General features: G+C 69.8%; 15 protein-coding genes. 9 read left to right on the top strand and 6 right to left on the bottom strand.

The genetic code is table 11. The annotated features are described in order from the left end of the window. The 4 genes from ACFV2J_RS38195 to ACFV2J_RS38180 all read left to right on the top strand — a co-directional run. The coding region (locus ACFV2J_RS38195; RefSeq protein ID WP_385443048.1) for a multifunctional oxoglutarate decarboxylase/oxoglutarate dehydrogenase thiamine pyrophosphate-binding subunit/dihydrolipoyllysine-residue succinyltransferase subunit at positions 1-3,424 on the top strand (3,424 nt) is incomplete at its 5' end. Between the two features lie 108 nt (positions 3,425-3,532). Continuing rightward, positions 3,533-3,718, top strand: a complete 186-nt coding sequence (locus tag ACFV2J_RS38190; RefSeq protein WP_030190019.1) for a DUF6104 family protein — start codon at positions 3,533-3,535, stop codon at positions 3,716-3,718. Positions 3,719-3,997: 279 nt separating this feature from the next. Next, entirely contained in the window at positions 3,998-4,900 is a 903-nt protein-coding gene (locus ACFV2J_RS38185) for a DUF4097 domain-containing protein (RefSeq protein ID WP_385093385.1), read from the top strand. Between the two features lies 1 nt (position 4,901). Beyond that, positions 4,902-5,996 (top strand): helix-turn-helix transcriptional regulator, encoded by a 1,095-nt coding sequence (locus ACFV2J_RS38180; RefSeq protein ID WP_385093388.1) that lies wholly within the window; start codon positions 4,902-4,904, stop codon positions 5,994-5,996. Between the two features lie 91 nt (positions 5,997-6,087). Here the strand turns inward: ACFV2J_RS38180 and ACFV2J_RS38175 are convergent, their stop codons facing one another. The 4 genes from ACFV2J_RS38175 to ACFV2J_RS38160 all read right to left on the bottom strand — a co-directional run bounded on the left by ACFV2J_RS38175 (position 6,088) and on the right by ACFV2J_RS38160 (position 9,504). Continuing rightward, positions 6,088-6,654 carry a Clp protease N-terminal domain-containing protein gene (locus ACFV2J_RS38175; protein WP_385093391.1) on the bottom strand — a complete coding sequence of 189 codons (567 nt, stop codon included), beginning with the start codon at positions 6,652-6,654 and terminating at the stop codon, positions 6,088-6,090. Then, positions 6,654-6,863 (bottom strand): helix-turn-helix domain-containing protein, encoded by a 210-nt coding sequence (locus ACFV2J_RS38170; RefSeq protein WP_385093394.1) that lies wholly within the window; start codon positions 6,861-6,863, stop codon positions 6,654-6,656. Before ACFV2J_RS38170 ends, ACFV2J_RS38175 begins: the two co-directional genes overlap by 1 nt. Positions 6,864-6,996: 133 nt before the next feature. Continuing rightward, positions 6,997-7,962 (bottom strand): zinc-binding dehydrogenase, encoded by a 966-nt coding sequence (locus ACFV2J_RS38165; RefSeq protein WP_385093397.1) that lies wholly within the window; start codon positions 7,960-7,962, stop codon positions 6,997-6,999. 294 nt (positions 7,963-8,256) lie between these two features. Beyond that, positions 8,257-9,504 (bottom strand): NADP-dependent malic enzyme, encoded by a 1,248-nt coding sequence (locus ACFV2J_RS38160; RefSeq protein ID WP_385083391.1) that lies wholly within the window; start codon positions 9,502-9,504, stop codon positions 8,257-8,259. Between the two features lie 541 nt (positions 9,505-10,045). On the opposite strand from ACFV2J_RS38160, the gene ACFV2J_RS38155 reads away from it, so the two are divergent. From ACFV2J_RS38155 to ACFV2J_RS38145, 3 genes are read left to right on the top strand one after another with little or no spacing between them, the layout of a single operon-like run. Next, positions 10,046-11,011, top strand: a complete 966-nt coding sequence (locus tag ACFV2J_RS38155) for an ABC transporter substrate-binding protein (protein WP_385083392.1) — start codon at positions 10,046-10,048, stop codon at positions 11,009-11,011. A gap of 28 nt (positions 11,012-11,039) precedes the next feature. Next, positions 11,040-12,005 carry an amino acid ABC transporter permease gene (locus ACFV2J_RS38150; protein ID WP_385083393.1) on the top strand — a complete coding sequence of 322 codons (966 nt, stop codon included), beginning with the start codon at positions 11,040-11,042 and terminating at the stop codon, positions 12,003-12,005. Continuing rightward, entirely contained in the window at positions 12,002-12,763 is a 762-nt protein-coding gene (locus ACFV2J_RS38145) for an amino acid ABC transporter ATP-binding protein (protein WP_329290342.1), read from the top strand. The genes ACFV2J_RS38150 and ACFV2J_RS38145 overlap by 4 nt, the downstream gene beginning before the upstream one ends. Before the next feature lie 177 nt (positions 12,764-12,940). Here ACFV2J_RS38145 and ACFV2J_RS38140 read toward each other — a convergent pair whose 3' ends face one another. Beyond that, positions 12,941-13,729, bottom strand: coding sequence for a class I SAM-dependent methyltransferase (locus ACFV2J_RS38140; protein WP_385083395.1), 789 nt, complete (start codon positions 13,727-13,729; stop codon positions 12,941-12,943). Positions 13,730-13,839: 110 nt separating this feature from the next. On the opposite strand from ACFV2J_RS38140, the gene ACFV2J_RS38135 reads away from it, so the two are divergent. Further along, entirely contained in the window at positions 13,840-14,469 is a 630-nt protein-coding gene (locus ACFV2J_RS38135; protein ID WP_385083396.1) for a CGNR zinc finger domain-containing protein, read from the top strand. Here the strand turns inward: ACFV2J_RS38135 and sodX are convergent. Beyond that, a complete protein-coding gene (gene sodX / locus ACFV2J_RS38130) occupies positions 14,373-14,807 on the bottom strand; it encodes a nickel-type superoxide dismutase maturation protease (protein WP_385083397.1) in 435 nt (144 codons plus the stop codon). The genes ACFV2J_RS38135 and sodX overlap by 97 nt on opposite strands. Positions 14,808-14,951: 144 nt before the next feature. On the opposite strand from sodX, the gene sodN reads away from it, so the two are divergent. Beyond that, entirely contained in the window at positions 14,952-15,347 is a 396-nt protein-coding gene (sodN, locus tag ACFV2J_RS38125; RefSeq protein ID WP_023546844.1) for a superoxide dismutase, Ni, read from the top strand. Positions 15,348-15,527 lie beyond the last annotated feature (180 nt).

The raw sequence follows: 15,527 nt of genomic DNA, 5'->3' as shown, positions 1-15,527 counted from the left end.
GCGCGCCCCCCGCCCGCCGCGCTGCGGGGCGCCCGCGCCCGCGGCCGAGGCCCCTGCCGGTCCCGAGTTCGTGACGCTGCGCGGCCCCGCCGCCGCGGTCGCGAAGAACATGAACGCCTCGATCGAGGTGCCCACGGCCACGTCCGTGCGCGCGGTCCCGGTGAAGCTGCTCTTCGACAACCGCATCGTCATCAACAACCACCTGAAGCGTGCCCGGGGCGGGAAGATCTCCTTCACCCACCTCATCGGCTACGCGATGGTGCAGGCCATCAAGGCCATGCCGACCATGAACCACTCCTTCGCGGAGAAGGACGGCAAGCCGACCCTGGTCAAGCCGGAGCACGTGAACTTCGGTCTCGCCATCGACCTGGTGAAGCCCAACGGCGACCGCCAGCTCGTCGTCGCCGGCATCAAGAAGGCCGAGACGCTGAACTTCTTCGAGTTCTGGCAGGCCTACGAGGACATCGTCCGCCGCGCCCGCGACGGCAAGCTGACGATGGACGACTTCACCGGCGTCACGGTCTCCCTGACCAACCCCGGCGGCCTCGGCACCGTCCACTCGGTCCCCCGCCTGATGCCCGGCCAGTCGGTCATCATGGGCGTCGGCTCCATGGACTACCCGGCGGAGTTCCAGGGCACCTCCCAGGACACCCTGAACAAGCTCGGCATCTCGAAGGTCATGACGCTCACGTCGACCTACGACCACCGGGTGATCCAGGGCGCCGCCTCCGGCGAGTTCCTCCGCATCGTCGCCAACCTCCTCCTCGGCGAGAACGGCTTCTTCGACGAGATCTTCGAGGCGCTGCGCATCCCCTACGAGCCGGTCCGCTGGCTCAAGGACATCGACGCCAGCCACGACGACGACGTCACCAAGGCCGCCCGCGTCTTCGAGCTGATCCACTCCTACCGGGTCCGCGGCCACGTCATGGCCGACACCGACCCGCTGGAGTACCGCCAGCGCAAGCACCCCGACCTCGACATCACCGAGCACGGCCTCACCCTGTGGGACCTGGAGCGCGAGTTCGCGGTCGGCGGCTTCTCCGGCAAGTCGATGATGAAGCTGCGCGACATCCTCGGCGTGCTGCGCGACTCGTACTGCCGCACCACCGGCATCGAGTTCATGCACATCCAGGACCCGAAGCAGCGCAAGTGGATCCAGGACCGCGTCGAGCGCCCGCACTCCAAGCCGGAGCGCGAGGAGCAGCTGCGCATCCTGCGCCGGCTGAACGCGGCGGAGGCCTTCGAGACCTTCCTCCAGACGAAGTACGTCGGCCAGAAGCGCTTCTCCCTGGAGGGCGGCGAGTCCGTCATCCCGCTCCTCGACGCCGTCATCGACAGCGCCGCGGAGTCCCGCCTGGACGAGGTCGTCATCGGCATGGCCCACCGCGGCCGTCTGAACGTCCTCGCCAATATCGTCGGCAAGTCGTACGCGCAGATCTTCCGCGAGTTCGAGGGCAACCTCGACCCGAAGTCGATGCACGGCTCCGGCGACGTGAAGTACCACCTGGGCGCCCAGGGCACCTTCACCGGCCTGGACGGCGAGCAGATCAAGGTCTCGCTGGCCGCGAACCCCTCCCACCTGGAGACGGTCGACCCGGTCATCGAGGGCATCGCCCGCGCCAAGCAGGACATCATCAACAAGGGCGGCACGGACTTCACCGTCCTGCCGGTCGCCCTGCACGGTGACGCGGCCTTCGCGGGCCAGGGTGTCGTCGCCGAGACGCTCAACATGTCGCAGCTGCGCGGCTACCGCACCGGCGGCACGGTGCACATCGTCATCAACAACCAGGTCGGCTTCACCGCCGCCCCGGAGTCGTCGCGCTCCTCCATGTACGCCACCGACGTGGCCCGCATGATCGAGGCGCCGATCTTCCACGTGAACGGTGACGACCCCGAGGCCGTCGTCCGCGTCGCCCGCCTGGCCTTCGAGTTCCGCCAGGCGTTCAACAAGGACGTCGTCATCGACCTCATCTGCTACCGCCGCCGCGGACACAACGAGTCCGACAACCCGGCGTTCACGCAGCCGCTGATGTACGACCTGATCGACAAGAAGCGCTCGGTGCGCAAGCTGTACACCGAGTCCCTGATCGGCCGCGGCGACATCACCCTCGAAGAGGCGGAGCAGGCGCTCCAGGACTTCCAGGGCCAGCTGGAGAAGGTCTTCACCGAGGTCCGCGAGGCCGTCTCGCAGGGCGCGGAGGTGCAGATCTCGGACCCGCAGGCGCAGTTCCCCGTCGCCGTGCAGACCGCGGTCTCCCAGGAGGTCGTCAAGCGGATCGCCGAGTCCCAGGTCAACATCCCGGACAACGTCACCGTCCACCCGCGTCTGCTGCCGCAGCTTCAGCGCCGGGCGGCGATGATCGAGGACGGCACGATCGACTGGGGCATGGGCGAGACCCTCGCCATCGGCTCCCTCCTCCTGGAGGGCACCCCGGTCCGGCTGTCCGGCCAGGACTCCCGCCGGGGCACCTTCGGCCAGCGCCACGCGGTCCTGATCGACCGGGTCACGGGCGAGGACTTCACCCCGCTCCAGTACCTCTCCGACGACCAGGCCCGCTACAACGTCTACGACTCGCTGCTCTCCGAGTACGCGGTCATGGGCTTCGAGTACGGCTACTCGCTGGCCCGCCCGGACGCGCTGGTCATGTGGGAGGCGCAGTTCGGCGACTTCGTCAACGGCGCGCAGACGGTCGTCGACGAGTACATCTCGGCCGCCGAGCAGAAGTGGGGCCAGACGTCCGGCGTCACCCTGCTCCTGCCGCACGGCTACGAGGGCCAGGGCCCGGACCACTCCTCGGCCCGCATCGAGCGCTTCCTCCAGCTGTGCGCGCAGAACAACATGACGGTCGCGCAGCCGACGCTCCCGTCGAACTACTTCCACCTCCTGCGGTGGCAGGTGCACAACCCGCACCACAAGCCGCTGGTGGTCTTCACCCCGAAGTCGATGCTGCGCCTCAAGGCCGCCGCCTCGAAGGCGGAGGAGTTCACCACGGGTGCCTTCCGCCCGGTCATCGGCGACGACTCGGTCGACGCCGCGGCCGTCCGCAGGGTCGTGTTCTGCGCCGGCAAGCTGTACTACGACCTCGAGGCCGAGCGGCAGAAGCGCGGTGTCACGGACACGGCGATCATCCGCATCGAGCGCCTGTACCCCCTCGCGGGTGCGGAGCTCCAGGCGGAGATCGCCAAGTACCCGAACGCCGAGAAGTACCTGTGGGCCCAGGAGGAGCCGGCGAACCAGGGCGCGTGGCCCTTCATCGCCCTCAACCTGATCGACCACCTGGACCTGGCCGTCGGCGCCGACATCCCGGGTGCCGAGCGGCTGCGCCGCATCTCGCGCCCGGCCGGCTCGTCCCCGGCCGTGGGTTCGGCGAAGCGGCACCAGGCCGAGCAGGAGCAGCTGGTGCGCGAGGTGTTCGAGGCCTAGGTCTCGGACGCAGCCTCCCGTACGTCGTCGCGGGCCCGGTTCCCTCTCGGGGGGCCGGGCCTGCGGCATCTCCCTTCCGTTTCCCTTTCACCGACCGGAGCACCGCCCATGTACTTCACCGACCGTGGCATCGAGGAGCTGGAGAAGCGGCGCGGCGAGGAGGAGGTCACCTTCGAGTGGCTCGCCGAGCAGCTGCGCACGTTCGTCGACCTCAACCCGGACTTCGAGGTGCCGGTGGAGCGGCTGGCGACGTGGCTGGCACGGCTGGACGACGAGGACGAGGACGAGGAGTAGGTCCCGCCCCGTCCTGACCGTCCTGACCGTGCCCGTCCTGCCCCTGCCGGTCCCGACCGTGCCAGTCCTGCGCCCCCCGCGGGGCACGCCGATCGCGCGTGCGCCGCGGGGGGCGTGCTTGTCGTACGGCCCGGACATCGCCGCCCTCACCGCGTCTCACCGCAACGGGTGTCTTGACTTTCCGTATCCGCGATATATCGTGAATGACGGAAGACGCGATATGGCGCGTCGATTCCGTGTCCGAGCCCGTCCGGGACCGGTCGTCAGGAGGTCTGCACCATGTCCGAGTGGTCCGTCGCAGAGCCGAGGAAGCTCACCTTCGACGACCCCGTGACGGCGCTGCACGTGCGCGTCGTCAACGGAACAGTGAACGTAGTGGGCACCGACGAGGGTTCCGCGAGGCTCCAGGTCTCCCAGCTGGAGGGCCCCCCGCTCCAGGTGACCCACCGGGACGGCACGCTCACCGTGGCGTACGAGGACCTGCCCTGGAAGGGCTTCCTCAAGTGGCTCGACAGCAAGGGCTGGCGGCGCAGCGCGGTGGTCTCGCTCGCCGTCCCGGCCGGCACCCATGTCGAGGTGGGCGTGGTCGGCGCCGCCGCCGTGGTCTCCGGCGTGGAGGGCCGGGTGGAGGTCAAGGGCGTCACGGGCGACACGACGCTCGTACGCCTCTCCGGCCCCGTCCGGGTGGACACCGTCTCCGGCAGCCTGGAGGCCCAGGCGGTCACCGGCGATCTCCGCTTCAACTCCGTCTCGGGCGACCTGACCGTGGTCGAGGCCTCGGGCTCCTCCGTGCGCGCCGACTCGGTGAGCGGTTCGATGATCGTGGACCTCGACCCCACGGGCACCCCCACCGACGTGCGCCTGACGAACGTCTCGGGTGAGATCGCCATCCGCCTCCCGCACCCGGCGGACGCCGACGTGGAGGCCAACACCGCGAGCGGCACCGTCTCCAGCGCCTTCGAGGACCTCCGGGTCAGCGGCCAGTGGGGCGCCAAGAAGATCACCGGCCGGCTGGGGGCGGGCAACGGCAAGCTGCGGGCGGTGACCGCCTCCGGTTCCATCGCCCTTCTCCGCAGGCCACCGGTGGAGGACGAGCCGCACGCACCGGACCCGTCCACGCGCACGCAGGACAGTTCGCCCGACGACTCCACGGACGGCCCGACCGACAAGAAGGTGCTCTGAGATGCCTCCCGTCTTCGCCCACGGCCGCCTGCGCCTCTACCTGCTGAAGCTGCTGGACGAGGCACCGCGGCACGGATACGAGGTGATCCGCCTCCTGGAGGAGCGCTTCCAGGGGCTGTACGCGCCCTCGGCGGGCACCGTCTACCCGCGGCTCTCCAAGCTGGAGGCCGAGGGGCTGGTCACCCACACCACCGAGGGCGGCCGCAAGGTGTACGCGATCACCGACGCGGGCCGCGCCGAACTGGCCGACCGCAGCGGCGAACTGGCCGATCTGGAGCTGGAGATCCGCGAGTCGGTCGCCGAGCTCGCCGCCGAGATCCGCGCCGACGTGCGGGGCGCCGCGGGCGACCTGCGCCGCGAGATGCGGGCGGCGGCCACGGAGGCCCGGCGCGGCAGCGGCCACGCGGGCGACGCAACGGAGCACGAGGGCGCCGCGGGCGGCTTCGGGGACTTCGGGGACCACCGCGACAAGGAGTCGTGGCGGGTCGCGAAGGAGGAGATGCGGCGCGTCAAGCAGGAGTGGAAGGAGCAGGCCCGGCGCGCGAAGGACGAGAGCCGGCGCGCCCGCGACGAGGCCCAGCGGGCCCGCCGCCAGGCCAAGGAGGCGCAGGAGAGGGTCCGCGCCCAGGCGCAGGAGGAGATGCAGCGCATGGCCAAGCGGGTCCAGGAACAGGTCCAGGACCACTTCGCGCGCGGGGACTGGCCGACGGGGGTCCGCGAGGGGCTCACCGAACTCGCCAAGGAGTTCGGTGACTTCGGCAAGACCTTCGGGGGCGACTTCGGCAAGTCCTTCGGAAAGGACACCGGCCACGGCCGCCCGGGCACGGCGGAATCCGGCCCGGCGCGCACCCCGGAACCCGAATTCTCGGACACCCCCGACGACTTCCCCGCCGGGTACGAACCCTCCTGGGCCCACGAGAGCTCCACCGGCGACCCCGCCCGCGACCTCGACCGCCTCCTCGACCGGTTCCGCGACGACATCCGTGACGCGGCCCGGGACCACGGGGTGACGGAGGACCAGCTCCACGCGACCCGCCGTCACCTGTCTACGGCGGCGGCGCACATCGGGGCCGCGTTGCGCACACCGAAGAGCTGACCGGCGGTGACGCCCGGGGGATCACCCGGACGGGACGGGGCCCCCGAGCTCCGGCCGGGGACCCCCGAGCCCGTCCGCGCGACGGCCCGCCTCAGCCCGCCTTGGCCTCCCCGGCGCCGTAGAGCACGCGCGTCACCGTCTCGTACGTGACCCCGTGATCGGCGAGCACCTCCGCGAGCACACCGGGCCGAACGGTCAGGGCCATCAGCAGATGCTCGTCGCCGATGTGCCGCTCCTGACGGGCGAGCGCCAGGCGGAGGGACTGCGTCAGCGTCTCCTTGGCGCCCTGAGTGAACGGCCGGCGACCGGACCGCCGGCCGGCCGCGCCCCGCTTCCCGGCTTCCAGCGCCCCCGCCCCGTGCGTCTCCTCCACCCGGGAGACGATCTCCGACACGTCGATGCCGAGCCCGGACAGCGCCTCCGTCTCGGCGCGGGAGAGCCCGCCCCGTCGGCGCGTCTCGGCAAGCGCCCGTTCCACCGAGTCACGCCGTTCGGTCACGCCGAGCGAAGCGAGCGCGAACGAGCCGCGGCTGCCCTCCCGGTCCAGCAGGGCCAGGAGCATGTGCTCCTCGTCCACCGCCCCGGCCCCCGCCCGCTCGGAGTACCCGACCGCACCCTCGACCACGGCCCGGGCATCCTTGGTGAAACGCTCGAACATCACTGCCTCCCGTACTTCTTGTGGACGGCCTGCCTGCTCACTCCGAGTTCCGCGGCGATGTCCTGCCACGACCAGCCCTGATGGCGTGCGCTGCGTACCTGTACCGCCTCCAGCTGCTCCAGCAGCCTCCGCAGCGCGGAGACCGCCCGCAGCCCGATCCGTGGATCGCGGTCACCCGCCCGCTCGGCGAGATCCGTTGCTTCGGTCATGACGTCAACGTACATTGACAGGAGGGTCACGTCAATCAAAGTTGACACCCGGATGCGGAACGGCGGGCCCGGAGTCTCCGGGCCCGCCGCGGCCGACACGTCCCTGCCTCCGGCCCGCACGGCCGGGCGGACCTCAGCCCACCGTGAGAACGATCTTCCCGAACTGATCGCCCGCAGCGATCCGCTCGAACCCCTCCCGGGCCCGGTCGAGCGGGAGCACCTCGTCGATCACGGGCCGCACCCCGGTGGCGGCGCAGAAGGACAGCAGATCCTCCAGCTCGTCCTTGGTGCCCATCGTGGAGCCGACGACCTTGAGCTCCAGGAAGAAGATCCGGGTCAGCTCGGCGTGCGCGGGACGGTCCCCGCTCGTCGCGCCCGAGATCACCAGCGTGCCGCCGGGCCGCAGCGACTTGATGCTGTGCGACCAGGTGGCCGCACCCACCGTCTCGATGACCGCGTCCACGCGCTGCGGCAGCCGCGCGCCGGACTCCAGCGCCTCCACGGCCCCGAGTTCGACGGCCCGCTTGCGCCTGGCCTCGTCACGGCTCGTCGCGAAGACCCGCAGTCCGGCGGCCTTCCCGAGCACGATCGCGGCGGTCGCGACACCGCCGCCGGCCCCCTGCACGAGGACCGAGTCGCCCGGCCGCACCCCGGCGTTGGTGAAAAGCATGCGGTACGCCGTCAGCCACGCGGTCGGCAGGCAGGCGGCCTCCTCGAACGAGAGCTCCTTGGGCTTCGGAAGGACGTTCCACGCCGGGACGGTCACCTGCTCGGCGAAGGTGCCCTGGTAGCGCTCGGTGAGGATCGACCGGGGCTCCTCGGGGCCGACCCCGTGCCCCGTCTGCCCGATGACGGAGTGAAGGACGACCTCGTTGCCGTCCTCGTCGACGCCGGCCGCGTCGCATCCGAGGATCATCGGCAGCTTGTCCTCGGCCAGGCCCACGCCCCGGAGGGACCAGAGGTCGTGGTGGTTCAGGGACGCGGCCCTGACGTTCACGGTTGTCCAGCCGGGCCTCTGTTCGGGGGCCGGGCGCTCCCCCAACTCCAGGCCGTTGAGCGGCTGGTCACGGTCAATGCGAGCGGCGTAGGCAGCGAACATGACCTTGACGATAGGCTCCGCCCCCGCGCCGCGGAACCACGTCCCGCTGTGACACGCGTCCCGCTCGTTCCGCGGCCCACCTCACACCCGTACCGGCTCGCCCCGGGGGCCCGCCGCGAACCATCCGTACGGCCCAACCCCCGGGCAAAGGAAGCGGCCCCGCCGGGGGACAACCCCCGGCGAGGCCGCAGAATCCGCTCTCGAACAGCCGCTGGAACGTCTGAAGCCGCCCTCGAACCACGCTCACGCGGCTTGCGAACCGTTCTCGAGCGAGACGGTGCCGAACCGCCCGCCTCAGCGGCGCGCGACCCCTTCGGCCCGGGCGGCCGCGGCCACCGCCGCGGTCACCGCGGGCGCCACCCGCTCGTCGAACGGCGACGGGATCACGTAGTCGGCGGCGAGGTCGTCCCCGACGACCGCGGCCAGCGCGTCGGCGGCGGCGATCTTCATCCCCTCCGTGATCCGGGACGCCCGCACCTGCAACGCACCCGCGAAGATCCCGGGGAACGCCAGCACGTTGTTGATCTGGTTCGGGAAGTCGGACCGCCCGGTGGCGACCACCGCCGCGTACTTGTGGGCGATCTCCGGGTGCACCTCGGGGTTCGGGTTGGCCATGGCGAACACGAACGCGCCCTCGGCCATGGACGCCACCGCCGGCTCCGGAACCGTGCCGCCGGAGACGCCGATGAAGACGTCCGCGCCCGCGAGCGCCGCGTCCAGCGAACCGGAGAGCCCCGCCTTGTTGCTGATCCCGGCGAGCTCCCGCTTGACGTCGGTGAGGTCGTCCCGGTCGGACGAGACGACGCCCTTGCGGTCCGCGACCGCCACGTCGCCGATGCCCGCCTCCAGCAGGAACTTGGCGATGGCGATCCCGGCCGCGCCCGCGCCGGAGATCACCGCGCGCAGCTCGCCGAGCGAGCGCCCGGTCAGCTTCGCGGCGTTCCGCAGGGCCGCCAGCGTCACCACGGCCGTCCCGTGCTGGTCGTCGTGGAAGACGGGAATGTCCAGGCGCTCCTGGAGCTTCCGCTCGATCTCGAAGCAACGCGGCGCCGAGATGTCCTCCAGGTTGATGCCGCCGAAGGACGGCGCGAGACGGGCCACGGTCTCGACGATCTCGTCGACGCCCGTGCAGTCCAGCGCGATCGGCACGGCGTCCACCCCGCCGAACTGCTTGAACAGGATCGCCTTGCCCTCCATCACGGGGAGCGAGGCCTCCGGGCCGATGTCGCCGAGGCCGAGCACGGCCGTGCCGTCCGTGACCACCGCGACCACGTTGGACTTCCACGTGTAGTCGTTGACCAGGTCGGGCTGCTCGGCGATGGCGCTGCACACCTTCGCGACGCCGGGTGTGTACGCCAGGGACAGGTCGTCCTTGTTCCGCACGGGCACGGTGGCCTGCACGGCCATCTTCCCGCCACGGTGCAACGCGAACGCCGGGTCGAAGGCCGGCGAGTCCACGGAGCCGTCGGAATTCACCGGCTCCACGTCGCCTTCGGGACCCGTACTGCTGTCGCTGCGAGGATTGACGATCTCCGCTGCCACTTTGTTTTACCCCTTAAGTCTTCATTGATTGAGGGTGACCACTCCTGGTTGAGGGGTGGGCGGGCACCGCGTATGCCCTGCCGCCGTGGTTGCGTACGGGCGGATACGCGACGGGCGCGCCGCACACGCGCCCTGAGCCCCGGATGAGGGGTGTAAAGAACCTTCTTACCGGACGGACTGTGCCGAGGACGAGCCCATAACGCGAAGCTCACACGCCGGTGACATGACTCATACCCGAATATGTGGACAAGTCCAGGATTTGACGTCATGTCGTCGCAAGCGCGGAGTCGGGACGGCCCGCATCCGGAGGCACACCGAAGATCTTCCGGCCGAAAGGGAGGATTCCCGCACAGGATCCGGCACGGCTGGGGCACCCAGTGTTGGTCCGGGGGTCACCCGTTATCCGATTTTGACATAGCGAGTCCTCTGAAGGGCGCAATCCGAATGGCAAGATGCCGTCATCACGCGAGGTCGCGACACCCAAAGGTGTGTGTTCTCGTCGACCCATCGGCAACTCCCTCATCCGCCGGAGGCACCCACCATGACCGCAGGCAACACCCGTCGTACGACGGCCGCGCAGTCCCGGATAGCAGCGGTCGGTGCGATCGCGGTCGCCGGGGCCCTGGTTCTCACCGGTTGCGGTGACCAGACGAACGGTGGTGGCAGCAGCAGCTCCACCGAATCGGCCAAGTCCAACAGCGCTCCCCTCTTCTCCAAGCTGCCGAAGAAGATCCAGGACGCGGGCGTCATCAAGGTCGGCACGAACGCCGAGTACGCCCCCATGGAGTCGACCGAGGGCGGCAAGATCGTCGGCGTCGACCCGGACCTGGCCGACGCGCTGGCCAAGCAGCTCGGTGTGAAGTTCGAGTTCACCTCGGGCTCCTTCGACGGCCTGATCACCGCCGTCAACTCCGGCCGCTACGACATCGGCATGTCGTCCATCACGGACAACAAGCAGCGCCAGGAGGGCCTGGACGACAAGGGCAAGAAGCTCGGCGAGGGCGTCGACTTCGTCGACTACTTCACGGCCGGTACGGCCATCTACGTGAAGAAGGGCAACCCCGAGGGCATCAAGGGCATCGAGGACCTCTGCGGCAAGACGGCCGCCGTGCAGCAGGGCACGACGTACGAGACGGCCCTGAAGGACCAGTCCAAGAAGTGCACGGACGCCGGCAAGAAGGCCATCAACATCGAGGCGTTCGGGAACGACACCGAGGCCCAGACCCGGGTGAAGTCCGGCGGCGCGGTGGCCGGCATCAACGACTACCCGGTGGCGGTCGACCTGGCCAACAAGGCCGACGGCGGCAAGGCCTACGAGGTCATCAACAAGCAGTACGACGCCGGCCCGTTCGGCATGGTCCTGAACAAGAAGAACACCCAGCTCCGTGACGCGCTGAAGGAGGCCGTCGACGCGATCATCAAGGACGGGTCGTACCAGAAGGTCCTGGAGAAGTGGGGCGCCCAGTCCGGCGCGATCGAGCAGTCCGCGATCAACGGCGGCAAGTAGGCCGAGCGCACCACTGAAGGGCAGTCACGTGACTGACAAATTCGACAAGACCCCCGCGGACGCCCCGCCCCCCGGCGACACGGTGACCAAGAGCGTGGCCTCCGGGCCGTCCCCGGAGACCATCAAGGCGATCCCCGTCCGGCACTACGGCCGGTGGGTCAGCGGCGTCATCGTCGTCGCGCTGCTGCTGGCGCTCGGCGTCGCGTTCTCGCAGGGCAACATCCAGTGGCACACGGTCGGCGACCAGCTCTTCGTGTCCAGCGTCGTCCAGGGCGCCGGCCGCACGCTGCTGATCAGCGTCCTCGCCATGATCGTGGGTGTGGTGCTGGGCATCGTCCTCGCGGTGATGCGGCTCTCGAAGAACCCGGTGACCAGCACGGTCGCCTGGCTGTACATCTGGTTCTTCCGCGGCACCCCGGTCTACGTCCAGCTGCTGCTCTGGTTCAACCTGGCGCTGATCTTCCCCGTTCTGAATCTCGGTCCGATCTACAAGAACGAGATGACGGACGTCATGACTCCGTTCATGTGCGCCCTGCTGGGCCTCGGCCTGAACGAGGCCGCGTACATGGCCGAGATCTGCCGTGCCGGCCTGCTGGCCGTCGACGAGGGTCAGACGGAGGCCGCGCAGGCCCTGGGCATGAGCCACACCAAGACGCTGTTCCGGATCGTGATCCCGCAGGCCATGCGCGTGATCGTGCCGCCGACCGGCAACGAGTTCATCAACATGCTGAAGACCTCGTCGCTGGTGTACGCGGTCACGTACAACGAGCTCCTGCGCTCCACCTCGGCGATCGGCTCCACGTCGTACGCCGTGATGGAGATGCTGTTCGTCGCCTCCATCTGGTACCTGGCCATGACCAGCGTGTTCAGCGTCTTCCAGTACTACCTGGAGCGCTACTACGCACGGGGTTCCAGCCGTAGCCTGCCGCCGACCGTCTTCCAGAAGATCAAGGCGAACATGCTCGGCCTCGGCCGTGAGAGGGGCACCGCATGACCGCGATGGTGAAGTCCGAGGGCGTCCACAAGTCCTTCGGTCCGGTGGAGGTGCTCAAGGGCATCGACCTGGAGGTGAACACCGGCGAGGTGTTCTGCCTGATCGGCCCGTCCGGCTCCGGCAAGTCGACCTTCCTGAGGTGCATCAACCACCTGGAGAAGATCAACGCGGGCCGGCTGTACGTCGACGGCGACCTGGTCGGCTACCGCCAGAAGGGTGACAAGCTCTACGAGCTCAAGGACAGCGAAGTCGCCCTGAAGCGCCGGGACATCGGCATGGTCTTCCAGCGCTTCAACCTGTTCCCGCACATGACGGCCGTCGAGAACGTCATGGAAGCGCCGATCCAGGTGAAGGGCACGAAGAAGTCGGACGCCCAGAACCGCGCGATGGAGTTGCTCGAACGCGTCGGCCTGTCCGACAAGGCGCGCAACTACCCCTCGCAGCTCTCCGGCGGCCAGCAGCAGCGTGTGGCCATCGCCCGCGCGCTGGCGATGGACCCGAAGCTGATGCTCTTCGACGAGCCGACCTCGGCCCTGGACCCGGAGCTGGTCGGTGACGTCCTCGACGTCATGCGCGACCTCGCCGAGTCCGGTATGACGATGGTCGTCGTCACGCACGAGATGGGTTTCGCCCGCGAGGTCGGCGACAGCCTGGTCTTCATGGACGGCGGTGTCGTGGTCGAGTCCGGCAACCCGCGCGACGTCCTGACGGACCCGCAGCACGAGCGCACGAAGTCGTTCCTGTCGAAGGTGCTCTGAGGATTTCGGCAGACGGATGCCGCCCTCCCCGGAAGGGGTGGGCGGCATCCGTCGTTCCGGGTCCCTACAGGTTCAGCCAGGGGCTGCGCGGCGAGAGGTTGCCCTCGGTGCTGAGCCCCGTGGCCGGAAGCCACGCGGGACACGATCCCGCGCCGCCTCGGCCGCGGTACCCGCGGATCACCTGACCGCCAGCACCAACGCGTCCGAAGGTGACCGCCACACCGCCCGCGCCTCCGCGAACCCCTTCTCGCGCAGCACGCGCGCGTGCCAGTCGGCGGACGGGGTGTCGCCGTCGGCGTGCTCGCCGTAGATCTCGAAGCGGCGGGCGGTCGGCGTGGCGAGGACCGGGTCCTGCGCGGCCAGTTCCCACCACTCGGCCCAGTCCAGGACACCGCCCTCCTTGGCCCGGTCCATCCGGGCGTGCCGCTGCGCGCGTTCGGCCGCGTTGATCAGGGGCGTGGACTCGTCGATCATGTGGTCGGCGTTCATGAAGACGCCGCCGGCGCGGACGATGCCCGCGATCCGGCCGTAGAGGGCCGCGAGGGGTTCGCTGTGCAGCCAGTGCAGGGCCGTGGCCGTCAGCACGGCGTCGTAGGACCCGTACGGCAGCCGGGTCGTCCAGTGCGGGTCCTTCAGGTCGGCCGTGACGAAGGAGACCCGGTCGTCGCCCGCGAAGGTGCCCTCGGCGATGGTGAGCAGCGCGGGGTCGAGGTCGACGCCGGTGCTGGTGGCGCGCGGGAGCCGGGCGAGGAGCCGGGCGGTGACGGTGCCGGTGCCGCACGCGAGGTCGAGGACCCGCGGCGCGGGGCCGACGAGGGCCTCGACCATGTCGAGCATCACCCGGAAGCGCTCCTCGCGGTCCGGCATGTACCACTCCTGCTGCCGGTCCCAGCTCTCCTGCCAGGCCCGCCAGTCGGTTCCACCGCTGTGCGTCCCGGTGTGGTCGGTTCCGGTGCTGACGGTCATGGAAGCCCCTTCTTCACTCGTCTTCACTCACCCGCGTAATACCCTGGAAGCGCAATCGGCCGTTACCTGACCGCACGCATGACGATAGAGCGCCTCCGTAAGGACTACAAGTGGAATTGGCCTATTACTCGGACTACGCGGTCCGTCTCGTCAACAGCGAGGAACCGCTCCGGGGCAAGGACGCGCTCACCTCGGTCGAGGCCGTCCGCGACCTCTTCGTGGGGAACGCCTCGGCGGCGCGCCGCGCCACGGACGCCGACGTGACACGCTTCCGTTCGGTCCGCGCCCGGCTGCGCGCCGTGTTCGAGGCGGCGGACGGCGGCGACGAGACCCTCGCGGTCGACCTGCTGAACTCGCTGCTCCTGGAGTTCCCCGTCAGCCCGCAGATCTCCGGGCACGACTTCCGGGACGACGACGGACGCCCGCTGTGGCACATGCACCTCGCGGACCACCCGTCGAACGTGACCGCGGGCTACGCGGCGATCGCCGCCATGGGGCTCGCCTTCCACCTCACCTCGTACGGCGTGGACCGGCTGGGCCTGTGCGAGGCCGCGCCGTGCCGCAACGCCTACCTGGACACGTCGACGAACCGCTCCCGGCGCTACTGCTCGGACCGCTGCGCGACCCGCGCCAACGTGGCCGCCTACCGGGCCCGCAAGCGCCTGGAGGCGGACCGGTCGGAGAGCACCGGCCTGACGGCCGACAGCGCCCAGCGGACCAGCGCGAACGGCGAACGCTGACCGTCCTTGGGGGGCCGGTACCGGAACCGCACCTTCCCTAGGACGAGTTCCTCGGGCACGGCGCCGTAGTCGGTGCTGTCCCCGCCGGCGAAGGCGTTGTCACCCAGCACCCACCAGCCCGCCTCCCGCCGCTGCGCCGCGCGTTTCACGACGAGCAGGTCCTGCTGGAACGGATGACGCAGCACGACCACGTCACCGGGCCTGACCCGGGCCCCGTACTGCACGACGAGCCGATCCCCGTGCTGGAGCGTGGGCACCATCGAGGGTCCCCGTACCTCGGCCGCCCCGAACGGCAGCACGGCCTTTCCACGTTCGCTCTCCTGTGACAGCTCCGGCATCACCGGCACCTCCCCGGTCCATCCTCCACCAGTCCCGGTCCCACGCCGGACTTTTGTCCTAAGCCCATGGGGGCACTCGCGAAATGACGTCTCCCACGGAGTAATGTCCCACCTGAGAAGACGATCACGAGGAAGGACAGTTCCATGCTCTCCCGCCTGTTTGCCCCCAAGGTGAAGGTCAGCGCGCACTGTGACCTGCCCTGCGGCGTGTACGACCCTGCCCAGGCCCGCATCGAGGCGGAGTCGGTGAAGGCCGTCCAGGAAAAGATGGCCGGTAACGACGACCCGCACTTCCAGGCCCGCGCCACCGTCATCAAGGAGCAGCGCGCCGAGCTCGCCAAGCACCACGTTTCGGTGCTCTGGAGCGACTACTTCAAGCCCCCGCACTTCGAGAAGTACCCCGAGCTGCACCAGCTGGTCAACGACGCCCTGAAGGCCCTCTCGGCCGCCAAGGCGTCCACCGACCCGGCCACGGGCCAGAAGGCGCTGGACTACATCGCCCAGATCGACAAGATCTTCTGGGAGACCAAGAAGGCCTGATCCGGGCCACGTTCGCCATGACCGGCGAGCGGTGCACCCTCGCAGGTCGACGGGCGTTCTGAAGGGGCCCCGGCCGGAATACGGGCCGGGCCCCGTGGGGGTTGGCGGGGCGTGGGGTTCGGGGGGGGGGGATAGGGGGGCCCCCCCCCCGGCGCCCCGCCCCGTGGGCGTCGGTCTTGC

Source organism: Streptomyces sp. NPDC059668, assembly GCF_042734135.1.
Taxonomy (GTDB): domain Bacteria; phylum Actinomycetota; class Actinomycetes; order Streptomycetales; family Streptomycetaceae; genus Streptomyces.
This window is presented reverse-complemented; position numbering and strand designations above follow the sequence as displayed.